The sequence below is a fragment of the Spirabiliibacterium falconis genome (assembly GCF_014885015.1).
In the GTDB taxonomy this organism is placed as follows: domain Bacteria; phylum Pseudomonadota; class Gammaproteobacteria; order Enterobacterales; family Pasteurellaceae; genus Spirabiliibacterium; species Spirabiliibacterium falconis.
The window spans coordinates 82,802-104,513 of record NZ_JABMIJ010000008.1 but is presented as its reverse complement, the minus strand read 5'-3'; the positions used below and the strand labels follow the sequence as shown (position 1 = coordinate 104,513).

The 21,712-nt window shown below is 43.1% G+C and carries 34 protein-coding genes; 33 read left to right on the top strand and 1 reads right to left on the bottom strand.

From position 1 onward, the window contains the following. The first annotated feature begins 9 nt into the window (after positions 1-9). The 26 genes from rplB to HPC40_RS05465 all read left to right on the top strand — a co-directional run bounded on the left by rplB (position 10) and on the right by HPC40_RS05465 (position 13,372). The gene (gene rplB / locus HPC40_RS05590) at positions 10-831 is read left to right on the top strand and encodes a 50S ribosomal protein L2 (protein ID WP_208118505.1); all 822 of its coding nucleotides are present in this window, start codon (positions 10-12) and stop codon (positions 829-831) included. Positions 832-855: 24 nt separating this feature from the next. After that, entirely contained in the window at positions 856-1,128 is a 273-nt protein-coding gene (rpsS, locus tag HPC40_RS05585) for a 30S ribosomal protein S19 (protein ID WP_034615154.1), read from the top strand. An 11-nt stretch (positions 1,129-1,139) separates the two neighbouring features. Then, entirely contained in the window at positions 1,140-1,472 is a 333-nt protein-coding gene (gene rplV / locus HPC40_RS05580; RefSeq protein WP_084257848.1) for a 50S ribosomal protein L22, read from the top strand. Positions 1,473-1,482: 10 nt separating this feature from the next. Beyond that, positions 1,483-2,184: a 30S ribosomal protein S3 gene (gene rpsC, locus HPC40_RS05575; RefSeq protein ID WP_208118504.1), complete on the top strand. Its 702-nt coding sequence runs from the start codon at positions 1,483-1,485 to the stop codon at positions 2,182-2,184. 13 nt (positions 2,185-2,197) lie between these two features. Continuing rightward, positions 2,198-2,608: a 50S ribosomal protein L16 gene (gene rplP, locus HPC40_RS05570; protein ID WP_208118503.1), complete on the top strand. Its 411-nt coding sequence runs from the start codon at positions 2,198-2,200 to the stop codon at positions 2,606-2,608. Beyond that, positions 2,608-2,799 (top strand): 50S ribosomal protein L29, encoded by a 192-nt coding sequence (rpmC, locus tag HPC40_RS05565; protein ID WP_208118502.1) that lies wholly within the window; start codon positions 2,608-2,610, stop codon positions 2,797-2,799. Before rplP ends, rpmC begins: the two co-directional genes overlap by 1 nt. Then, on the top strand, positions 2,799-3,053 hold the full coding sequence (gene rpsQ, locus HPC40_RS05560; protein ID WP_208118501.1) for a 30S ribosomal protein S17: 255 nt from the start codon (positions 2,799-2,801) through the stop codon (positions 3,051-3,053). Before rpmC ends, rpsQ begins: the two co-directional genes overlap by 1 nt. Before the next feature lie 185 nt (positions 3,054-3,238). Continuing rightward, on the top strand, positions 3,239-3,964 hold the full coding sequence (locus HPC40_RS05555) for a tetratricopeptide repeat protein (RefSeq protein ID WP_208118500.1): 726 nt from the start codon (positions 3,239-3,241) through the stop codon (positions 3,962-3,964). 173 nt (positions 3,965-4,137) lie between these two features. Next, positions 4,138-4,509: a 50S ribosomal protein L14 gene (rplN, locus tag HPC40_RS05550; protein ID WP_208118499.1), complete on the top strand. Its 372-nt coding sequence runs from the start codon at positions 4,138-4,140 to the stop codon at positions 4,507-4,509. Positions 4,510-4,519: 10 nt separating this feature from the next. Beyond that, on the top strand, positions 4,520-4,843 hold the full coding sequence (rplX, locus tag HPC40_RS05545) for a 50S ribosomal protein L24 (protein ID WP_208118498.1): 324 nt from the start codon (positions 4,520-4,522) through the stop codon (positions 4,841-4,843). A gap of 14 nt (positions 4,844-4,857) precedes the next feature. Further along, the gene (gene rplE, locus HPC40_RS05540; protein WP_208118497.1) at positions 4,858-5,397 is read left to right on the top strand and encodes a 50S ribosomal protein L5; all 540 of its coding nucleotides are present in this window, start codon (positions 4,858-4,860) and stop codon (positions 5,395-5,397) included. Positions 5,398-5,408: 11 nt separating this feature from the next. Continuing rightward, complete coding sequence (gene rpsN / locus HPC40_RS05535) at positions 5,409-5,714, top strand: 30S ribosomal protein S14 (RefSeq protein ID WP_208118496.1); 306 nt, start codon at positions 5,409-5,411, stop codon at positions 5,712-5,714. 37 nt (positions 5,715-5,751) lie between these two features. Beyond that, positions 5,752-6,144 (top strand): 30S ribosomal protein S8, encoded by a 393-nt coding sequence (gene rpsH / locus HPC40_RS05530; RefSeq protein ID WP_208118495.1) that lies wholly within the window; start codon positions 5,752-5,754, stop codon positions 6,142-6,144. A 15-nt stretch (positions 6,145-6,159) separates the two neighbouring features. Continuing rightward, positions 6,160-6,693 carry a 50S ribosomal protein L6 gene (gene rplF / locus HPC40_RS05525; RefSeq protein WP_208118494.1) on the top strand — a complete coding sequence of 178 codons (534 nt, stop codon included), beginning with the start codon at positions 6,160-6,162 and terminating at the stop codon, positions 6,691-6,693. A gap of 12 nt (positions 6,694-6,705) precedes the next feature. Then, entirely contained in the window at positions 6,706-7,059 is a 354-nt protein-coding gene (gene rplR, locus HPC40_RS05520; protein WP_208118493.1) for a 50S ribosomal protein L18, read from the top strand. A gap of 15 nt (positions 7,060-7,074) precedes the next feature. Next, positions 7,075-7,575 carry a 30S ribosomal protein S5 gene (gene rpsE / locus HPC40_RS05515; protein ID WP_208118492.1) on the top strand — a complete coding sequence of 167 codons (501 nt, stop codon included), beginning with the start codon at positions 7,075-7,077 and terminating at the stop codon, positions 7,573-7,575. Positions 7,576-7,581: 6 nt separating this feature from the next. Further along, positions 7,582-7,761: a 50S ribosomal protein L30 gene (rpmD, locus tag HPC40_RS05510; protein ID WP_084257858.1), complete on the top strand. Its 180-nt coding sequence runs from the start codon at positions 7,582-7,584 to the stop codon at positions 7,759-7,761. Between the two features lie 4 nt (positions 7,762-7,765). Continuing rightward, positions 7,766-8,200 (top strand): 50S ribosomal protein L15, encoded by a 435-nt coding sequence (rplO, locus tag HPC40_RS05505; protein WP_208118491.1) that lies wholly within the window; start codon positions 7,766-7,768, stop codon positions 8,198-8,200. Positions 8,201-8,207: 7 nt separating this feature from the next. Then, the gene (gene secY / locus HPC40_RS05500) at positions 8,208-9,533 is read left to right on the top strand and encodes a preprotein translocase subunit SecY (protein WP_208118490.1); all 1,326 of its coding nucleotides are present in this window, start codon (positions 8,208-8,210) and stop codon (positions 9,531-9,533) included. 28 nt (positions 9,534-9,561) lie between these two features. Further along, the gene (gene rpmJ / locus HPC40_RS05495) at positions 9,562-9,675 is read left to right on the top strand and encodes a 50S ribosomal protein L36 (protein ID WP_208118489.1); all 114 of its coding nucleotides are present in this window, start codon (positions 9,562-9,564) and stop codon (positions 9,673-9,675) included. A 139-nt stretch (positions 9,676-9,814) separates the two neighbouring features. Continuing rightward, positions 9,815-10,171 (top strand): 30S ribosomal protein S13, encoded by a 357-nt coding sequence (rpsM, locus tag HPC40_RS05490; protein ID WP_208118488.1) that lies wholly within the window; start codon positions 9,815-9,817, stop codon positions 10,169-10,171. Positions 10,172-10,186: 15 nt separating this feature from the next. Next, positions 10,187-10,576: a 30S ribosomal protein S11 gene (gene rpsK / locus HPC40_RS05485; protein WP_208118487.1), complete on the top strand. Its 390-nt coding sequence runs from the start codon at positions 10,187-10,189 to the stop codon at positions 10,574-10,576. A gap of 30 nt (positions 10,577-10,606) precedes the next feature. After that, complete coding sequence (gene rpsD / locus HPC40_RS05480; protein ID WP_208118486.1) at positions 10,607-11,227, top strand: 30S ribosomal protein S4; 621 nt, start codon at positions 10,607-10,609, stop codon at positions 11,225-11,227. A 28-nt stretch (positions 11,228-11,255) separates the two neighbouring features. Then, complete coding sequence (locus HPC40_RS05475) at positions 11,256-12,245, top strand: DNA-directed RNA polymerase subunit alpha (protein ID WP_208118485.1); 990 nt, start codon at positions 11,256-11,258, stop codon at positions 12,243-12,245. Between the two features lie 40 nt (positions 12,246-12,285). Next, complete coding sequence (gene rplQ, locus HPC40_RS05470; RefSeq protein WP_208118484.1) at positions 12,286-12,672, top strand: 50S ribosomal protein L17; 387 nt, start codon at positions 12,286-12,288, stop codon at positions 12,670-12,672. Positions 12,673-12,814: 142 nt separating this feature from the next. Beyond that, positions 12,815-13,372 carry a cysteine hydrolase family protein gene (locus tag HPC40_RS05465; RefSeq protein ID WP_208118483.1) on the top strand — a complete coding sequence of 186 codons (558 nt, stop codon included), beginning with the start codon at positions 12,815-12,817 and terminating at the stop codon, positions 13,370-13,372. A gap of 44 nt (positions 13,373-13,416) precedes the next feature. Here HPC40_RS05465 and metK read toward each other — a convergent pair whose 3' ends face one another. Then, entirely contained in the window at positions 13,417-14,568 is a 1,152-nt protein-coding gene (gene metK, locus HPC40_RS05460) for a methionine adenosyltransferase (RefSeq protein ID WP_208118482.1), read from the bottom strand. A 223-nt stretch (positions 14,569-14,791) separates the two neighbouring features. Between metK and speA the strand changes: the two genes are divergently transcribed. From speA to serA, 7 genes are all read left to right on the top strand, one after another. Next, positions 14,792-16,720: a biosynthetic arginine decarboxylase gene (gene speA / locus HPC40_RS05455; RefSeq protein ID WP_235972323.1), complete on the top strand. Its 1,929-nt coding sequence runs from the start codon at positions 14,792-14,794 to the stop codon at positions 16,718-16,720. Next, positions 16,717-17,643 carry an agmatinase gene (gene speB, locus HPC40_RS05450; RefSeq protein ID WP_328805308.1) on the top strand — a complete coding sequence of 309 codons (927 nt, stop codon included), beginning with the start codon at positions 16,717-16,719 and terminating at the stop codon, positions 17,641-17,643. The genes speA and speB overlap by 4 nt, the downstream gene beginning before the upstream one ends. Beyond that, positions 17,640-18,239 (top strand): XTP/dITP diphosphatase, encoded by a 600-nt coding sequence (locus HPC40_RS05445; RefSeq protein ID WP_208118479.1) that lies wholly within the window; start codon positions 17,640-17,642, stop codon positions 18,237-18,239. The genes speB and HPC40_RS05445 overlap by 4 nt, the downstream gene beginning before the upstream one ends. Further along, positions 18,236-18,553, top strand: a complete 318-nt coding sequence (locus HPC40_RS05440) for a YbjQ family protein (RefSeq protein WP_208118478.1) — start codon at positions 18,236-18,238, stop codon at positions 18,551-18,553. Before HPC40_RS05445 ends, HPC40_RS05440 begins: the two co-directional genes overlap by 4 nt. Continuing rightward, complete coding sequence (gene hemW / locus HPC40_RS05435; protein ID WP_208118477.1) at positions 18,553-19,698, top strand: radical SAM family heme chaperone HemW; 1,146 nt, start codon at positions 18,553-18,555, stop codon at positions 19,696-19,698. Before HPC40_RS05440 ends, hemW begins: the two co-directional genes overlap by 1 nt. A gap of 91 nt (positions 19,699-19,789) precedes the next feature. Next, positions 19,790-20,452 (top strand): ribose-5-phosphate isomerase RpiA, encoded by a 663-nt coding sequence (rpiA, locus tag HPC40_RS05430; RefSeq protein WP_208118476.1) that lies wholly within the window; start codon positions 19,790-19,792, stop codon positions 20,450-20,452. A gap of 9 nt (positions 20,453-20,461) precedes the next feature. Beyond that, positions 20,462-21,694: a phosphoglycerate dehydrogenase gene (gene serA, locus HPC40_RS05425; protein WP_208118475.1), complete on the top strand. Its 1,233-nt coding sequence runs from the start codon at positions 20,462-20,464 to the stop codon at positions 21,692-21,694. The last annotated feature ends 18 nt before the right edge of the window (positions 21,695-21,712 follow it).

Genomic DNA, 21,712 nt, shown 5'->3' with positions numbered 1-21,712 from the left:
TAGAAAATAATGGCTATCGTTAAATGTAAGCCGACCTCCGCTGGTCGTCGTCACGTAGTTAAAGTGGTTAACCCTGAACTTCATAAGGGTAAACCATACGCACCACTTTTAGAGACTAAATCTAAAACAGGTGGTCGTAACAATTTTGGACGTATTACAACTCGCCATATTGGTGGTGGTCATAAACAACACTACCGTATTATTGACTTCAAACGTAATAAATTAGATGTGCCTGGAACGGTTGAGCGTCTTGAATATGATCCAAATCGCAGCGCGAATATCGCATTAGTGCTTTATAAAGACGGTGAGCGTCGTTATATTCTTGCACCGAAAGGTTTGAGCGCAGGCGATCAAGTACAAGCAGGTTCACATGCGCCAATCAAAGTTGGTAATGCATTACCAATGCGTAATATCCCTGTTGGTACCACTGTACATAATGTTGAATTAAAACCTGGTAAAGGTGGTCAAATTGCTCGTTCTGCGGGTGCTTATGTACAAATTATTGCACGTGAAGGTAACTATGTAACGTTACGTCTTCGTTCAGGCGAAATGCGTAAAGTGTTATCTGAATGTCATGCAACTATCGGTGAAGTTGGTAACTCCGAGCATATGCTTCGTGTGTTAGGTAAAGCGGGTGCTAACCGCTGGAGAGGCGTTCGCCCTACAGTTCGTGGTACCGCAATGAACCCGGTAGATCACCCGCACGGTGGTGGTGAAGGTCGTAACTTTGGTAAACACCCAGTAACACCTTGGGGCGTTCAAACCAAAGGTAAGAAAACACGCCACAACAAACGTACAGATAAATATATCGTACGTCGCCGTGGTAAATAATTATTTAAATTAAGAGGATAAACCATGCCACGTTCTCTCAAGAAGGGTCCTTTTATTGACCTACACTTGCTGAAGAAGGTAGAGAAAGCGGTGGAAAGCGGGGATAAAAAACCAATTAAAACTTGGTCCCGTCGTTCAATGATCATTCCATCAATGATCGGATTGACCATCGCAGTCCATAATGGTCGTCAGCACGTTCCTGTTTTTGTTTCCGATGAAATGATCGGTCACAAATTGGGTGAATTTGCCCCGACTCGTACATACCGCGGTCATGCCGCAGATAAGAAAGCTAAGTAAGGAAGGAAAAGATGGAAACTATTGCAAAACATCGTTTCGCTCGCACTTCAGCTCAAAAAGCTCGCTTAGTTGCGGATCTTATTCGCGGTAAAAATGTTGCGCAAGCGCTTGAAATTTTAACTTACACCAACAAAAAAGCAGCTGCTTTGGTGAAAAAAGTTCTTGAATCAGCTATTGCCAACGCCGAGCATAATGACGGTGCAGATATCGATGATCTTAAAGTTGCTAAAATCTTCGTTGATGAAGGTCCTAGCATGAAACGTGTAATGCCACGTGCTAAAGGTCGCGCGGATCGTATTTTAAAACGTACAAGCCACATTACTGTGGTTGTGTCTGATAAGTAGGAGAATAGCAATGGGTCAAAAAGTACATCCTAATGGTATTCGCCTCGGTATTGTTAAGCCTTGGACATCAACCTGGTTTGCGAATACACATGATTTCGCCGACAATCTTGAAAGCGATTTCAAAGTACGTAAATTCTTAAATAAAGAATTAGCGAATGCTTCTGTTTCTCGCATTGATATTGAGCGTCCGGCTAAGAGTATTCGTGTAACTATTCACACTGCTCGTCCGGGTATCGTTATCGGTAAAAAAGGCGAAGATGTTGAAAAACTTCGTAACAAGTTAGCAGAAATCACTGGTGTTCCTGCGCAAATCAACATCACAGAAGTGAAAAAACCTGAACTTGATGCAAAATTAGTTGCAGAAAGCATTGCTTCACAATTAGAACGCCGTGTAATGTTCCGTCGTGCGATGAAACGTGCGGTACAAAGCGCAATGCGTTTAGGTGCTCAAGGCATCAAAGTAGAAGTAAGCGGTCGTTTAGGTGGTGCAGAAATTGCACGTTCTGAATGGTATCGTGAGGGTCGTGTACCTTTGCATACATTACGTGCAGACATCGACTATAACACGGCTGAAGCACACACAACATACGGCGTTATCGGCGTGAAAGTGTGGATCTTCAAAGGTGAAATTCTTGGTGGAATGGCTGCAGTTATGCAATCTGAACAACAGCCTGAAGCGCAACCTAAAAAAGCGCGTAAAGGCCGTAAATAAGGAGATTGAATAAATGTTGCAACCAAAACGTACAAAATTCCGTAAAGTTCACAAAGGTCGTAACCGTGGATTAGCGGCAGGTACTGAAGTGAGTTTCGGTACTTATGGTTTAAAAGCAGTTGGTCGTGGTCGTTTAACTGCGCGTCAAATTGAGGCCGCTCGTCGCGCCATGACACGTGCTGTTAAACGTCAAGGTAAAATCTGGATTCGTATTTTCCCAGATAAACCAATTACAGAAAAACCATTGGAAGTCCGTATGGGTAAAGGTAAAGGTAACGTTGAGTACTGGGTAGCCTTGATCCAACCGGGTAAAGTACTATATGAAATGGATGGTGTGTCTGAAGAGATTGCACGTGAAGCGTTCGCATTAGCGGCGGCTAAACTGCCAATCAAGACAACCTTCGTAACTAAGACGGTGATGTAATGAAAGCTCAAGAACTACAAACTAAAAGTGTTGAAGAGCTGAATGCTGAATTGGTTAACTTGTTAGGTGAGCAATTCAAGTTGCGTATGCAAGCAGCCACCGGTCAGCTTCAACAAACCCATCAGTTGAAACAAGTGCGCCGTAATATCGCACGAATCAAAACTGTCTTAACACAAAAGGCGGGTGAGTAATGACTGATAAAATTCGTTCAGTACAAGGTCGTGTAATCAGTGACAAGATGGACAAATCTTTCACTATCGCCATTGAGCGCATGGTTAAACATCCACTGTATGGAAAGTTTATCCGTCGCACAACGAAACTACACGTTCACGATGAAAACAACGAAGCTAAAGCAGGCGATTGGGTAGAAATTCGCGAATGTCGCCCAATTTCTAAAACCAAATCTTGGACTTTAGTTCGTGTAGTAGAAAAAGCGATTATCTAATCCTTTTCTATGCAAACAACCTAAAACCGCACTTTTAAAGTGCGGTTTTTTTATGCCTTTGACCGCACTTTTTTTACCAGACTTTCCAAAATTAGCTTAAAATACACCTGTAAACGTTATAGTTTTGGATATCATTTTGTCTCCCAAACTTATGTAAATAAACCGTATTTTGAGAAGGATATACTATGAACAATATTAAAAGAATATTGGTTGTCATCTTAACTAGTATAGTGCTTGTCGTATCAACGATTGTTTACGCTGAACCATCATCAAAGTTTAAATCAATGCTAGAATCAGTAAAGGAAGGAGGATTTCTTGGTACATTGGGTCAATATAATATTGGCTTGATGTATTATCGGGGAGAAGAAGTTAAACAAGATTATGTTGAAGCGGCAAAATGGTTTAAAAAGTCGGCTGAACAGGGCCTTAGCTCAGCGCAGCTGGCACTTGCTGACATGTATTATAATGGGGAAGGTGTTAAAAAAAATTACTCAGAAGCAGCAAAATGGCTTATTAAAGCAGCTGAACAAGAAGATGTGTTAGCACAATACAAACTTGGCTTATTGTATGATTTGGGAGAAGGTGTTGAGCAAAATTACACACAAGCAGTGCGATGGTATAAAAAAGCAGCTGAGCAAGGACATGCATACGCACAATTTTATCTTGGTGGCAAATATTTTTTGGGACAAGGTGTTAAGCAAGATTATGCAGAAGGGATAAAATGGTTAAAAAAGTCTGCCGAACAAGGAGAATCTAGAGCGTTCCAAGCTCTTGGAGTAGCGCATGAGAATGGTTTAGGGGTAAGACAAAACCTCTCACCAGCTAAAGCTTATTATGGGCAAGCTTGTGATAATGGTTTGCAAGTAGGGTGTGATGGATACCGTAAACTCAATGAGATGGGTATTCAATAGCGCATAAAAATAAATAATTTAAAGTGCGGTCAGCTTCTGCAACCGCACTTTTCATTTTAAACGCACAAAGCCCTTGCCAGTCGGGCGGGTTTTGTGGTACACTCCAGCCCCTACTGTATATAAGGGTAGGTTCGTCCCGAAAGGGTGTTTTTTTATTTTAACGGAGCACTAATATGATCCAAGAACAGACTATGCTGGATGTTGCTGATAATTCAGGGGCTCGTAGCGTAATGTGTATCAAGGTTCTAGGTGGATCGCACCGTCGTTACGCTGCTATTGGCGATATCATCAAAATTACTGTGAAAGAAGCAATTCCTCGCGGTAAAGTGAAAAAAGGTGATGTTTTAAAAGCAGTTGTGGTGCGCACCAAGAAGGGTGTTCGTCGCCCAGATGGATCAGTCATTCGCTTCGATGGTAATGCTTGCGTGGTGTTAAACAACAACACTGAGCAACCAATCGGAACACGTATCTTCGGACCTGTGACTCGTGAACTTCGTTCTGAGAAGTTTATGAAGATCATTTCTTTGGCTCCAGAAGTAGTGTAAGGAGAAGACAATGGCTGCAAAAATCCGTCAAAACGATGAAGTAATTATGATTACCGGAAGCGCTGAAAAGGGCAAAGGTAAACGTGGTAAAGTATCGAAAGTATTGCCTAACGGTAAAGTGATCGTTGAAGGTTTAAACATGGTTTCTAAACATGAGAAACCGGTTCCAGCTTTAGGTAAAGCTGGTGGCATTGTGAAAAAAGAAGCGGCAATTGACGTTTCTAACGTTGCAATCTATAACCCGTCAACTAACAAAGCTGACCGTGTAGGTTTCCGATTTGAAGATGGCAAAAAAGTGCGGTTTTTCAAATCTACTGGTGAAACAATTAAATAATATGGAGTATAGCGATGGCGAAACTGCATGATTATTACAGAGATCAAGTAGTTAACGAATTGAAAGATAAATTCGGCTACAAATCTGTCATGCAAGTCCCACGAGTCGAAAAGATTACCCTGAACATGGGTGTGGGTGAAGCGTTGACCGACAAAAAATTGTTAGATAATGCGGTAGCAGATCTAGCAGCAATCAGCGGTCAAAAACCTCTAATCACTAAAGCACGCAAATCTGTTGCAGGCTTTAAGATTCGTCAGGGATATCCAATCGGCTGTAAAGTGACCCTACGCGGTGAGCGTATGTGGGAATTCTTAGAGCGATTGATTCATATTGCTGTTCCGCGTGTGCGTGACTTCCGTGGCTTAAGCCCGAAATCATTCGACGGTCGTGGAAACTACAGCATGGGTGTGCGTGAGCAAATCATCTTCCCTGAAATCGATTATGATAAAGTGGATCGTGTACGTGGTTTGGATATTACTATCACAACCAGCGCGAAAACAGATGAAGAAGGTCAAGCACTATTAGCTGCCTTTAACTTCCCATTCCGTAAATAAGGCAGGTTACAATGGCAAAAGTATCAATGAAACAGCGTGATCTTAAACGCGCTAAATTAGCTGAAAAATTTTATGCAAAACGTCAAGAGTTGAAAAAAATCATCTCTGATGTGAACGCCTCTGATGAAGAGCGTTGGGATGCAGTGTTAAAGTTACAAGCTTTACCACGTGATTCTAGCCCTTCTCGTCAGCGTAACCGTTGCCGTGTAACTGGACGTCCGCATGGTGTATTGCGTAAGTTCGGTTTAAGCCGTATTAAAGTCCGTGAAGCTGCGATGCGCGGCGAAATCCCGGGCCTTAAGAAAGCAAGCTGGTAATAACCACTTTAAATTGGAATCATGGGAGTAAAGACACATGAGCATGCAAGATCCAATCGCAGATATGTTGACTCGTATTCGTAACGGTCAAGCTGCGAATAAAATCGCGGTCAACATGCCTTCATCCAAGCTAAAAGTGGCAATTGCCAATGTGCTTGCAGAAGAAGGTTATATTGAAAGCGTTAAAGTTTCTGACGGGGTGAAACCTGAGTTGGAAATTACATTGAAATATTTTGAAGGCAAACCTGTTGTAGAACGTATTCAACGCATCAGCCGTCCTGGTCTGCGTATTTATAAACGCAAAGACGAATTACCAAGTGTAATGGGTGGTTTAGGTATTGCTGTTGTTTCTACATCACAAGGTGTGATGACTGATCGTGCGGCACGCAAAGCGGGCCTAGGCGGTGAGATCATCTGCTACGTAGCGTAATAGAGAGGTAGGAAGATGTCTCGAGTTGCAAAAGCACCCGTTAATATTCCTGCCGGCGTTGAGGTTAAACTCAATGGTCAGCTATTAACGGTAAAAGGAAAGAATGGCGAGTTATCTCGTAGCATTCACAATGAAGTTGAAGTTAAGCAAGAAGATGGTGCGTTAACTTTTGCGCCACGTAATAATGGCAAAGTTGCAAATGCACAATCTGGTACAGCACGAGCTCTTGTTAACGCAATGGTTATCGGTGTTACTGAAGGCTTCACTAAGAAGTTAAAATTGGTGGGTGTTGGTTATAGAGCACAAGTTAAAGGCAATGCACTTGCCCTAAACTTAGGTTTTTCACACCCGGTTGAGCACGCATTGCCAGCAGGCATTAAAGCTGAATGTCCATCTCAAACTGAAATTGTGTTGAGTGGAGCTGATAAACAGCTTATCGGTCAAGTGGCAGCAGATATTCGTGCTTATCGCCGTCCTGAGCCTTATAAAGGTAAAGGGGTACGTTATGACGATGAAGTTGTACGTACTAAAGAGGCTAAGAAAAAATAATAAGGTAACACTATGGATAAGAAATTGGCTCGTATCCGTCGTGCAGCTCGCGCACGTCATATGATGAGAGAGCAAGGCGCAACCCGCTTAGTGGTTCACCGTACTCCTCGCCATATTTATGCGCAGGTTATTGCACCTAACGGTTCAGAAGTGCTTGCCGCTGCTTCAACTGTTGAGAAAGTAATTAGTGAGCAAGTGAAATATACCGGAAATAAAGATGCCGCAGCAGCAGTAGGTAAAGCAATTGCTGAGCGTGCAAAAGCGAAAGGCATCGAAAAAGTGTCTTTTGACCGTTCTGGTTTTAAATATCATGGTCGTGTTCAGGCATTGGCCGACGCTGCTCGTGAAGCTGGTCTACAGTTCTAATAGAGGTAATTTTAGATGGCAAACATCGAAAAACAAGCTGGTGAACTGCAAGAGAAGCTAATCGCGGTAAACCGTGTATCAAAAACTGTTAAAGGTGGTCGTATCTTTAGTTTTGCTGCGTTAACCGTAGTAGGCGATGGTAACGGTCGTGTAGGTTTTGGTTATGGTAAAGCCCGTGAAGTTCCGGCAGCGATCCAAAAAGCGATGGAAAAAGCCCGTCGCAATATGGTAAATGTAGCGATTACTGATGGCACATTACAACACCCTGTAAAAGGCGTACACACAGGTTCACGTGTATTTATGCAACCAGCAAGCGAAGGTACAGGTATCATCGCTGGTGGTGCGATGCGTGCAGTACTTGAAGTGGCAGGTGTTCGTAACGTATTATCAAAAGCTTACGGTTCGACCAACCCAATTAACGTTGTCCGTGCAACAATTGATGCATTGGCAAATATGAAATCACCAGAAATGGTTGCTGCTAAACGCGGTAAAACCGTTGATGAAATTTTGGGGTAATTGATCATGGCAAAAACTATCAAAGTAACACAAACTCGTAGCTCAATCGGTCGTTTACCGAAACACAAGGCTACGCTTCGTGGTCTTGGTCTTCGCCGTATCAACCACACTGTGGAGTTAATTGATACTCCCGCAGTTCGTGGCATGATCAACCAAGTTTCATACATGGTTAAAGTAGAGGAGTAAGAGAATGCGTTTAAATACTCTGTCTCCGGCTGAAGGATCAAAGCAAAGTGCTAAACGTGTAGGCCGTGGTATCGGTTCTGGTTTAGGCAAAACATCTGGTCGTGGTCACAAAGGACAAAAATCCCGTAATAATGGCGGTGGTGTTCGTCGTGGTTTCGAAGGTGGTCAAATGCCTTTATACCGTCGTTTACCGAAATTTGGTTTTACATCACGTAAAGCACAAGTTACAACAGAAATTCGCTTAGATGATTTGGCGAAAGTGGAAGGAGAAGTAACATTAGAATCGTTAAAAGCGGCTAATATTATTTCTAACCACATTGAATCTGTTAAAGTGATTTTAGCTGGTGAAGTGAAAAGTGCGGTTGTTGTTCGTGGTCTGCGCGCTACTAAAGGTGCAAAAGCTGCGATTGAAGCCGCTGGCGGTTCAGTTGAGGAATAAGTAGTCAATGGCGAAGCAACCAGGTTATCAAGCAAGAAGTACCCAAGGGGGTACAGGTGAACTTAAGAGAAGATTATGGTTTCTTGTAGGAGCACTAATCGTATTTCGTATTGGTTCATTTATTCCGGTTCCTGGTATTGATGCAGCCGTATTAGCTCAATTGATCAATCAACAACAAGGTACCATCATTGATATGTTTAATATGTTCTCTGGTGGTGCTTTGAGTCGAGCTTCTGTATTTGCGCTTGGTATTATGCCGTATATCTCGGCATCGATTATTATTCAGTTGCTTACAGCGGTTCATCCTGCATTAGCAGAACTTAAAAAAGAAGGTGAGTCTGGTCGTCGTAAGATCAGCAAATACACACGTTATTCAACGTTAGTGTTAGCTACGATCCAAGCGATAGGGATTTCTACAGGTTTACCAAATATGATTCCAGGTCTTGTACCGCACTTAGGAATGGGTTTTTATGTTACAGCGGTGGTTAGCCTTGTAACAGGAACAATGTTCTTAATGTGGCTAGGTGAGCAAATCACCGAGCGTGGAATTGGAAATGGTATTTCTTTGATAATTTTTGCTGGTATTGTTGCAGGGTTACCGTCAGCGATTGGACACACCATTGAGCAAGCGCGACAAGGTCAGATGAATGTATTGGTGTTGTTGTTGATTGCGGTTGTTGTATTTGCAGTAACCTATTTTGTTGTTTTTGTAGAACGTGGACAAAGAAGAATTGTTGTTAACTATGCTAAGCGTCAGCAAGGTCGCCATATGTTAGCAGCACAAAGTTCGCATTTACCATTAAAAGTAAATATGGCTGGGGTAATTCCAGCAATCTTTGCATCAAGTATTATTTTGTTTCCAGCTACATTGACTCAATGGTTTGGGCATGGAACAAATGTTGAGTGGTTATCGAATTTATCGTTGTTATTGCGTCCAGGTGAGCCACTTTATTTAGTGCTGTATGCGATAGCAATTATCTTCTTTAGCTTTTTCTACACTGCAATGCAATACAATCCAAGAGATACTGCGGACAATCTGAAAAGATCAGGTGCATTTATTCCGGGGATTCGTCCGGGTGAACAAACAGCACGTTATATTGATAAAATTATGACTCGCTTAACATTGATTGGCGCGTTATATATTACCTTTGTTTGTTTAGTGCCTTATATCATGACTTCCGCATGGAATGTTCAGTTCTATTTCGGTGGTACTTCGCTACTTATCGTGGTAGTTGTAATTATGGATTTCATCGCTCAGGTTCAAAGTCATTTAATGTCAACACAATATGAATCTGCGCTGAAGAAAGCAAATCTTAAAGGTTATGGGCAGTAATTGCTCATCTAAGAGATAAGGAAAAGCAATGAAAGTTCGTGCTTCCGTAAAGAAAATGTGTCGTAACTGCAAAATTATCAAGCGTAACGGGATCGTACGTGTGATTTGTAGTGAACCTCGACACAAACAACGTCAAGGTTAATATTTTATTTTCCTTGCAAAATGCGAGCTGAGCGTTTATACTGCTCAGCTCATTTCGACCTGATATGCTGTTTGAGTATCCTGAAACGGGCTTTTCAAGATCAGCATATCAATTAACTTTTATACAATAGGAGTGCATAGTGGCCCGTATTGCAGGCATTAACATTCCTGATCATAAACACGCTGTAATTGCATTAACATCCATTTACGGCATCGGCAAAACGCGTGCAAAAGCAATTTGTGCTGCTGCAAGCATTGCTGAAGATGTTAAGATCAAGGAACTGTCTGAAGAGCAGATTGATAAACTGCGTGACGAAGTTGGTAAATTTACCGTTGAAGGTGATTTACGTCGTGAAGTAACCTTAAACATCAAACGTCTGTTAGACTTAGGATGTTACCGTGGTTTACGTCATCGTCGTAGTTTGCCAGTACATGGTCAACGTACTAAGACTAATGCGCGTACCCGTAAGGGTCCTCGTAAGCCGATCAAGAAATAGTCGGGGTAAATGATAATGGCTAAAACACCAATTCGTACACGTAAACGTGTAAAAAAACAAGTCGTTGATGGCGTGGCGCATATTCACGCATCTTTCAATAACACAATCGTTACCATTACAGATCGTCAAGGCAATGCCCTTGCTTGGGCAACCGCAGGTGGTTCTGGTTTCCGTGGTTCACGTAAATCAACACCGTTTGCTGCGCAGGTTGCAGCAGAGCGTTGTGCCGAAATGGTTAAAGAATTCGGTCTGAAAAATTTGGAAGTTATGGTAAAAGGACCTGGTCCTGGTCGTGAGTCAACTATTCGTGCATTGAATGCTGCGGGTTTCCGTATCACTAATATCACTGATGTGACTCCGATTCCACATAACGGTTGTCGTCCACCGAAAAAACGTCGCGTTTAATCGTCGTTTAAGGATTGTTGGAGAAAGAAAATGGCAAGATATTTGGGTCCTAAGCTCAAGCTTAGCCGTCGTGAAGGAACGGATTTATTTCTTAAATCGGGTGTCCGCGCGATTGAGTCAAAATGTAAACTTGATACCGCACCAGGTCAACACGGTGCACGCCGTGGTCGTTTATCTGACTATGGTACGCAATTACGTGAAAAACAAAAAGTTCGCCGTATGTATGGCATCTTAGAGCGTCAATTCCGTAATTACTATAAAGAAGCAAACCGTCTTAAAGGTAATACAGGGGAAAACCTATTAACATTACTCGAAGGGCGTTTAGATAATGTTGTTTATCGTATGGGATTTGCTGCTACTCGTGCTGAAGCACGTCAGCTAGTAAGCCACAAAGCGATTGTTGTTAACGGTCGTGTAGTGAATATTCCATCATTCCAAGTTTCTGTTGAAGATGTGATCAGCGTGCGTGAAAAAGCGAAAAAACAAGCACGTATCAAAGCATCATTAGAATTAGCAGAGCAAAGAGAAAAACCAACATGGTTAGAAGTTGATGCTGCTAAAATGGAAGGCGTGTACAAACGTATTCCAGAACGTACTGATTTATCAGCAGACATTAACGAACATCTGATCGTTGAGCTTTATTCTAAATAATAGAGCTTGAGAGCAAAGAGAGGATAAAATGCAGGGTTCTGTGACAGACTTTTTAAAGCCACATTTAGTTGATATCGAGCAAATTAGCCCGACACATGCTAAAGTGACCTTAGAACCGTTAGAACGTGGTTTCGGCCACACATTGGGTAATGCTTTACGTCGAATTTTACTTTCATCTATGCCAGGTTGTGGTGTAACTGAAGTCGAAATTGATGGTGTTTTACACGAATACAGCAGTAAAGAAGGCGTACAAGAAGACATCCTTGAAGTACTTCTTAACCTTAAAGGACTAGCGGTTAAAGTGCAGAATAAAGATGACGTTTTTCTGACACTAAGCAAATCTGGAATTGGACCTGTTGTTGCTGGTGACATTACCCATGATGGCGATGTTGAGATCGTAAATCCTGATCATGTCATTTGTCATTTAACTGATGCATCTGCATCAATTAATATGCGAATTCGTGTGCAACGTGGGCGTGGTTACGTGCCAGCATCTGCACGCAAACATAATCAAGATGAGGACCGTCCAATCGGGCGTTTACTAGTTGATGCGTGCTACAGCCCTGTAGATCGTATAGCTTATAACGTTGAAGCTGCTCGTGTTGAACAGCGTACTGACTTAGATAAGTTAGTTATCGAAATGGAAACTAACGGCACTATCGATCCAGAAGAGGCTATTCGTCGCGCTGCTACAATTCTTGCAGAGCAACTTGATGCATTCGTTGATTTGCGTGATATTCGTCAACCTGAAGTGAAAGAAGAAAAACCGGAGTTTGATCCAGTTCTTCTGCGTCCAGTGGATGATTTAGAGTTGACAGTTCGTTCTGCTAACTGTTTGAAAGCAGAAACAATTCACTATATCGGTGATCTAGTCCAACGCACTGAAGTTGAGCTATTAAAAACTCCTAATCTTGGTAAGAAATCACTTACTGAAATTAAGGATGTGTTAGCACAACGTGGGCTATCACTCGGTATGCGCCTTGAAAATTGGCCGCCAGCAAGTATTGCTGAAGACTAATTTTGGTATTGGTTAAGACTTTTCGAAAGAAGGATAACGTATGCGCCATCGTAAGAGTGGTCGTCAACTAAACCGTAACAGCAGTCATCGCCAAGCGATGTTCCGTAATATGGCAAGTTCATTAGTTCGTCATGAAATTATCAAGACAACATTGCCTAAAGCTAAAGAATTACGTCGTGTAGTTGAGCCGTTAATTACTTTAGCGAAAGCAGACAGCGTTGCAAATCGCCGTTTAGCTTTTGCTCGTACTCGTGACAACGAAATCGTTGCGAAATTATTTAATGAATTAGGTCCACGTTTTGCGAATCGTGCTGGTGGTTACACCCGCATTCTAAAATGTGGTTTCCGTGCAGGTGACAATGCGCCAATGGCTTACATTGAGCTAGTTGACCGCCCAGAAGTTGCTGAAGAAGCGGCTACGGAATAATTCTATACTAAAAAAGTCCACCGATTTGGTGGGCTTTTTATTATTTATGAGTTTATATTTTATCAAACTAGCTGTCTTGTATAAGTGGTGGATAGTTTTAGTGATTGATACTCGCATTTGCTATATTGCCTAAGGAGCCTTAATGTTTGATCGTCAAACTGCACTTTTGCTTATTGATGTACAACAAGCTTTTCAAGATACAGATTATTGGGGCAAGCGTAATAATCCAGATGCAGAAGTTATATGTGGCAACCTACTAACATATTGGCGTAAGCATGGTGCGCCTATTTTTCATGTCCGGCATAGTTCAAGTAATCCGAGCTCTCCTCTTCACTCAACACAGGTTGGTTTCAATTTTCATCCCTGCGTTCAACCTACAAATAATGAGAAAATAATTACAAAAAAAGTAAATAGTGCTTTTATTGGTACTGATTTAGCGCAGATATTAGTAGAGCAGGACATATCTTGTCTCGTCATTGCTGGTATTACGACGAACCATTGTGTGTCAACAACGACTCGTATGGCTGGGAATTTAGGATTTGAAGTGTATCTGGTTGCTGATGGGTGTGCAGCATTTGATAGGATAGGATTTAATGGTGAGCACTTTTCAGCTGAATTGGTACATAAAATGAGTTTAGCTGATCTTCATCAAGAGTTTGCTACGGTTATTACGTCTGATAAAATTTTAATCAGCTCTTAACGCATTTATAAAAAACCACCCTCAGGTGGTTTTTATTGTGCTTTTTATAATCCAGCTGCTTTGTGCAACTCCTCTGCACGATCGGTTTTTTCCCACGGGAATTGCTCGCGACCGAAGTGGCCATAAGTGGCGGTTTCGCGGTAGATTGGCTGAATTAAATTCAACATCTTAATCAAACCGTATGGGCGTAGGTCGAAGAACTCACGCACCAATTTCACCAGTAAGTCTTCACTTACTTTAGCTGTACCGAAAGTTTGCACCATGATAGAGGTTGGATCTGCCACACCGATGGCATAAGAGAGCTGAATTTCACAACGATCAGCAAGTCCTGCCGCCACGATATTTTTTGCTACATAACGTGCAGCATAGGCAGCAGAGCGATCCACTTTTGATGGGTCTTTGCCTGAGAACGCACCACCACCGTGACGAGCCGCACCGCCGTAGGTATCTACAATGATTTTACGCCCAGTCAAACCGCAATCTCCCATCGGGCCACCAATCACAAAACGCCCTGTTGGGTTGATGAAATATTTCGTTTTCTCAGATAACCATTTGCTTGGTAAAATCGGTTTGATGATGGTTTCCATGACGCCTTCATAAATATCGGCTTGGCTGACATCTTCGGCGTGTTGGGTGGAAAGCACGACTGCATCAATCCCTTTAATGTGATTGTCTTCATACAAAAAGGTAATTTGGCTTTTTGCATCGGGGCGCAAGAAAGGCAATGTGCCATCTTTGCGTACTTTTTCTTGTTGTTCCATTAAACGATGGGCATAGGTGATCGGGGCTGGCATTAACACATCAGTTTCGTTGGTGGCATAACCAAACATAATGCCTTGATCGCCCGCCCCTTGAGCGAGCGGGTCTTCACGATCAACGCCTTGGTTGATGTCAGACGATTGTTTTCCGATACCGTTGAGAACTGCACATGAATGTCCATCGAAGCCCATCGCTGATGATGTGTAGCCAATATCACAAATCACTTGGCGAGCGATATGCTCAATATCCACCCATGCAGAAGTGGTGATTTCACCGCCCACCAATGCCATACCTGTTTTGACATAGGTTTCGCAGGCAACACGTGCTTTTGGGTCTTGCTCAATGATGGCATCTAGCACCGCATCAGAGATTTGGTCAGCGATTTTATCAGGGTGTCCTGCTGAAACGGATTCAGAGGTAAATAAATAGTTCGACATAGTATTTCCTTTTGGGTGTATGACCGCACTTTTGAATTTTCATAACGGCTTGGCATACACGCGCATAGTTAATTTGGATAGATAAACATCTAGACGGCTATAATACCAATTTTTATTAACAATGCCACTCTTTTTTATGCAAAAGTGCGGTCATTTTGGGCTATACTAGAACACGTTTTTTATGCTGCATCAGCAGCCTTGAATGCTTGGGAGAATGCTAGGAATGGCAACAGTGGAAGAAAGAAAGCTGACCTTTGAGCACAATAACGATTTAGTGCGCGATGTGTATAATATTGATTATTGGGGCATTGGTTATTTTGGCGTAAATGATGAGGGGGAAATGTACGTTTGCCCAAATCCGCAACAAAGTGAAAAACGGGTTACATTTACGCAATTAATTGCTAAGGCACAAGCTGAAAAAGGAAGCACTTTACCTACGCTGTTTTGCTTTCCGCAAATTTTGCAACATCGCCTGAGCTCCATTAATAATGCGTTTAAGAAGGCACGCGAAAATTTTGGCTATCAAGGTGATTATTTTCTTGTTTATCCCATCAAAGTGAACCAACATCGCCGCGTGATTGAGTCGTTGATCAATTCGGGGCAGGCTTTGGGGCTAGAAGCTGGCTCAAAAGCGGAATTAATGGCGGTATTGGCTCATGCAGGCGCGACACGAACGGTGATTGTGTGTAATGGTTACAAAGATCGTGAATATATTCGTTATGCCTTAATGGGCGAAAAGCTCGGGCATAAAGTTTATTTGGTGATTGAGAAAATTTCAGAAATTCAGCTTGTACTGGAAGAAGCGAAAAAACTGGCAGTTAAGCCACGTTTAGGGGTGCGGGCACGTTTAGTGTCACAAGGTAAAGGCAAATGGCAGTCCTCAGGTGGTGACAAGTCCAAATTTGGACTTTCTGCCACACAAGTGTTGCAATTGGTCGATATTTTAAAACAACATGATCAGCTGGACAGTTTGCAACTATTGCATTTCCATCTCGGATCGCAGTTGGGTAACATTCGTGATGTGGCAACAGGCGTGCATGAAAGTGCCCGTTTTTATGTCGAGCTACACAAATTGGGCGTTAATATCAACTGCTTTGATGTAGGTGGCGGCTTGGGTGTAGATTATGAAGGTAACCGTACACAATCAGAATATTCCGTGAATTATAGCCTTTCAGAATATGCAGAAACCGTTGTTTGGGGCATTGGGCAAGCCTGTGAGGAGCATGGCTTACCACATCCAACCATTATTACCGAATCGGGGCGTGGGGTGACAGCACATCATGCGGTGCTGATTTCAAATGTGATAGGCGTTGAACGTTTTAAAGATCAAATTCTCTCGCCACCTGCAGACGATGCGCCACGCGTATTGCACAGTATGTGGGAAACCTGGTGCGATGTATTTGAGTCGCGTGAAAAACGTTCGCTACGTAGTTGGGTGCACGAAAGTCAGTTTGACTTAAGCGATGTGCATAATCAATATAATGTTGGCGTACTGAATCTCGAGCAGCGTGCTTGGGCAGAGCAACTCTATCTTAATATTTGCCATGAAATTGGTAATATGTTTGACGAAAAACACCGTTTTCATCGAGGTGTCATTGATGAATTGCAAGAGCGGTTTGCTGATAAACTGTATGTGAATTTTTCCCTCTTTCAGTCTTTGCCTGATGCGTGGGGGATTGATCAACTTTTCCCCGTTTGCCCGTTGACCAACCTCAACCAGCCGACCGAGCGGCGCGCACTGGTGCTGGATATTACCTGTGACAGTGACGGTATGATCAAGCACTACATTGATGGCGATGGCATCGCCAATACCATGCCGTTGCCATATTATGAAGAAAATGAACCACCATTGTTGGGCTTTTTTATGGTGGGAGCGTATCAAGAAATCTTGGGTAATATGCATAACTTATTTGGCGATACCAGCACTATTGATGTGTTATTTGATGACAATGGTGAGGTCATCATCACAGATTTTGATGAGGGTAATACCGTTGCGGACATGCTGGAATATGTTTATCTCAATCCACAGAAATTAATTAATGACTACCGTGAGCAAATTGAACAATCCAACTTATCTGTCGCAGAAGGGCTAAAGTTTTTGCAAGAACTCGAAAATGGCTTAAATGGTTACACCTATTTGGAGGAAGAATAATGAATACCTTAAATCACGCCGACGATATTTCGTTAGTGTCGAATAATTTTGGCTTTCTGCGTTTGCCATTAAATTTTTCGCCTTATCAAGGCACTGCTGATTGGGTCATCACGGGTGTGCCTTTCGACCAAGCGACTTCAGGGCGGGCAGGCACACGTTCTGGTGCAGAAGCGATTCGTCGTGCGTCAGTGAATCTTGCGTGGGAGCATTGCCGTTTTCCATGGACTTTTGATGTGCGTGAGCGGCTTAATATCGAAGATTGTGGTGATTTGGTTTATGCGTTTGGCGATAATGCGGACTTCGTACAAAAACTCGAACAACATGCCAGCCAACTCCTAAAGTGCGGTAAAAAATGCTTAACGTTTGGGGGAGATCATTTCATCACGTTGCCACTCTTGCGTGCACACGCTAAACATTTTGGCAAACTGGCATTGTTGCATTTTGATGCACATACTGACACCTATGACAATGGCAGTGAGTATGATCACGGCACGATGTTCTACCATGCACCACAAGAAGGATTAATTGACCCTGCACGTTCGATCCAAATTGGCATTCGCACTGAATACGACCGCACTTTACCATTTACAGTGCTTGATGCACCGACGGCAAATGATATGAGTGCAACGGACATTGTGGCAAAAATCCAGCAAACAGTGGGGGATATGCCCGTTTATCTTACCTTTGATATTGATTGTCTCGATCCCGCTTACGCACCAGGCACGGGCACGCCTGTGATTGGGGGGATGACCCCAGATAAAATCTTGAAAATTCTGCGTCAATTGCAAGGCATAAATATTGTGGGCATGGACATTGTAGAAGTGTCGCCAGCCTTTGATCAATCACAAATCACGGCATTGGCTGGCGCGACACTGGCATTGGAAATGCTCTATTTGCAAGCGAGCAAAAAGGATCGGGTATGAGCAAGCAAAAAGTGGTGCTTGCCACTGGCAATGCAGGCAAAGTGCGAGAAATGGCAGGTGTAATTGGTGAATTTGGCTTTGAGGTCGTGTCACAGACCGCACTTGGGATCGAAAGTGCGGTTGAAGATGGATTAACATTCGTAGAAAATGCTTTGAAAAAAGCACGTCACGCTGCACAGCAAAGTGGTTTGCCTGCGATTGCAGATGATTCAGGCTTAGTGGTGTCTGCCCTTAACGGTTCACCAGGGCTGTATTCCGCACGTTATGCGGGTGAAAATGCGAATGATGCAGAAAATTGTGCCAAACTCCTGTTGGAAATGAAAGACATTCCAGAGATGCAGCGACAAGCAAAATTTGTCAGCGTGATCGTGTTTTTACGCCACGCTCATGATCCAAATCCCATCATTGCTCAGGGCGAATGTGTAGGTACAATTACGCACGAGTTGCAAGGAGAAAATGGTTTTGGCTATGACCCGTTGTTTTTCTATCCGCCTAAAAACCGCACTTTTGCCCAATTAAGTATGACAGAAAAGCAAGCATTGTCTCATCGTGGCAAGGCATTAGTACAATTAAAAAACCGTTTGGAGCAGGTATGATTATTACGACAACCCATCAGATTGAAGGCAAGCATATCATTGAGTATAAACAACTTGTGTTTGGTGAAGTGATCGCAGGGGCGAATGTGGTACGAGATTTTTTTGCAGGTATTCGCGACGTTATTGGTGGACGTGCGGGCGCATATGAAAGCAAATTAAGCGATTCACGTCGCGAAGCATTAGACGAGATGCCTGCACAAGCGAAAAAGTTAGGCGCAAATGCTGTTGTGGGAGTTGAGGTCAATTACCAAAGTCTTGGCGCAAAAGGCATGTTCATGGTGGTTGCCAGTGGCACGGCTGTGCGGGTAGCATAGTGCTACGCCATCTTATTCTGCCGCCGCTCAGTTTGTATGTGCATATTCCGTGGTGCGTGCAAAAGTGTCCCTATTGTGATTTTAATTCACATGCTCAGCGTGGCATTATTCCTGAGCGGGACTATATCACTCACCTTTTACACGATTTGACGGCGGATTTAGTCTATGTGCAAAACCGCACTTTGCACTCTATTTTTATTGGTGGGGGCACGCCGAGTTTATTTTCAGCCGATGGCATTGCACATCTGATTGCGGGCATTCGAGAAAAAATACCCTTTACGCCGAATATTGAGATTACCCTTGAAGCCAACCCAGGGACTGCGGAGGCGGATCGCTTTAAAGGCTATGTGCAGGCGGGTGTAACCCGTCTTTCAATGGGTATTCAAAGTTTTTCTGATGAAAAGTTACAGCATCTTGGGCGAATCCATAATGGCGATGAAGCGAAAGCAGCAGTGGCAATGGCCAAATCAAGTGGTTTGCATAGTTTTAATCTTGATTTAATGCATGGATTGCCCAATCAAACGCCTGAGCAAGCGTTGCAGGATTTACACCAAGCTGTGGCACTTGCGCCACCGCACTTATCATGGTATCAACTGACCATTGAGCCTAATACCTTGTTTGCCTCACGCCCGCCAACATTGCCTGATGACGATGCACTCTGGGCGATTTTTGAGCAGGGCAATCAGCTGCTAGCTGCCCATGGGTATCAACAATATGAAACCTCTGCTTACGCCAGACCGCACTTTCAATGTCAACATAATCTCAATTATTGGCGTTTTGGCGATTATCTTGCCATTGGTTGCGGTGCGCACGGAAAAGTGAGCTTCCCCAATGGGGAGATTATGCGTTATAGCAAAACCAAGCACCCTAAAGGCTATATGCAAGGGCATTATCGTTATCATCAACGTGCGGTTATGCCTACTGACCGCACTTTTGAATTTTTTATGAATCGTTTCCGTTTGTTTGAACCTTGTCCCAAAGCGGAATTTGAGCAGTTTACGGGCATCGCATTAGACGAGATAACGTCAATAATGTGTGAGGCAGAAAGGCAAGGTTTTATTACCAGCAGCCCCACTCACTGGCAGTTAACGCGTCATGGCACACTTTTTTTGAATGAATTATTACAACTGTTTTTGCCCGAATGATGAAAATTTTAGCACTTGCATGTTAATCTAATTTGATTGAACAATCTGATAAACAGGGTAAGATAACTGATCTAAGCAAGGAGATCACAGAATGAATCAGCAAGAGATGAAAATTCAAGCAGCTAAAGCGGCACTGGCGTTTGTGCCTAACGGTGGCATTGTCGGCGTTGGTAGCGGCTCGACCGTAAACTGTTTTATTGATGAATTAGGCAAAATGGCACATAACATTCAAGGTGCAGTAGCAGCTTCAAAAGCCTCAGAAGCACGCCTGAAAGCATTAGGCATCGAGGTGTATGATGCGAATGAAGTGTCAGGTTTAGACGTCTATATTGATGGTGCTGATGAGATTAATCCGCAAAAAATGATGATTAAAGGCGGAGGAGCTGCACTCACCCGTGAGAAAATCGTCGCCGCACTGGCGAAACGGTTTATTTGTATTGTTGATCAAAGTAAACAAGTGGATGTACTCGGTTCCACATTCCCCCTACCTGTGGAGGTCATTCCAATGGCACGTTCTTATGTGGCACGTCAGTTGGTGAGGTTAGGCGGTGCGCCAGAATATCGTGAGGGTGTGATAACCGATAACGGTAATGTGATTTTAGATGTGCATAATTTCCAGATTATGCAACCGATGGAAATGGAAAAAACCTTAAATAACCTAGCGGGTGTGGTGACCAATGGCATTTTTGCGCTCCGTGGCGCAGATGTTGTGATTGTTGGCACGCCAGAGGGAGCAAAAGTCATTACAGACTAAGGATAAAACATGAGCGCAAAAGTTTCGTTGGATAAAGATAAAATTAAGTTTGTGTTGCTAGAAGGTGTGCATCAAAGTGCGGTTGATTGTTTGCATGCGGCAGGCTACACCAATATTGAATACCACAAAAAGGCTCTTGATGATGCTGATTTGATCAATGCGATTAAAGATGCCCATTTTGTCGGTATTCGCTCTCGTACGCATTTAACCGCAGACGTGCTTGCTCAGGCGAAAAAGTTGATTGCGATTGGTTGCTTTTGTATTGGTACGAATCAGGTTGATTTATCCGCTGCGAAACAGCGTGGTATCCCTGTATTTAACGCACCTTTTTCTAATACTCGTTCGGTGGCGGAACTGGTGCTTGGGGAGATTTTACTACTGATGCGCAATGTGCCGAAAGCCAATGCCGAAGTGCATCGTGGTGTATGGAATAAATCCGCAGCGGGCTGTCACGAAGTGCGTGGTAAGAAGTTGGGGATTATTGGTTATGGGCATATCGGCTCACAATTGAGCGTGTTGGCAGAAGCCGTAGGGATGCAAGTTTATTTTTACGATATTGAAAATAAATTACCACTAGGTAACGCCCAACAAATGGGTAGCTTGACCGCACTTTTAAATCATTGCGACATTATTTCCCTCCATGTGCCTGAAAATGACAGCACAAAAAATCTGATTAATGCACAACGCCTCAGTGAAATGAAAGACGGTGCGGTGTTGATCAATGCTGCACGCGGCACCGTGGTGGATATTGACGCACTGACTGCGGCTCTTGAAAGCAAGCGATTATTTGGTGCAGCGATTGATGTGTTTCCAACTGAGCCCGCTTCTATTCACGAGCCATTTGAGTCCCCACTGAAAGCATTTGATAATGTGATATTAACCCCGCACATTGGCGGCTCAACCTCGGAGGCGCAAGAGAATATTGGGGCGGAAGTGGCGAATAAATTAGTAAAATATTCCGACAATGGTTCAACATTATCTGCGGTTAATTTCCCTGAAGTGTCCTTGCCAACGCATCATGGTGCAAAACGGTTAATGCATATTCACCATAATCGTCCAGGTGTGTTGAATCAACTTAACCAACTGTTTACACAAGCAAATATGAATATTGCTGCACAATATTTGCAAACAGATCCTGCAATTGGTTATGTGGTTATTGATGTGGAAACAGAGAATAGCCGTGATTTGCTTGAGCAATTACGAGCCATTGATGGCACAATCCGTGCACGCGTACTATTTTAACGAAAAGTGCGGTTTGAC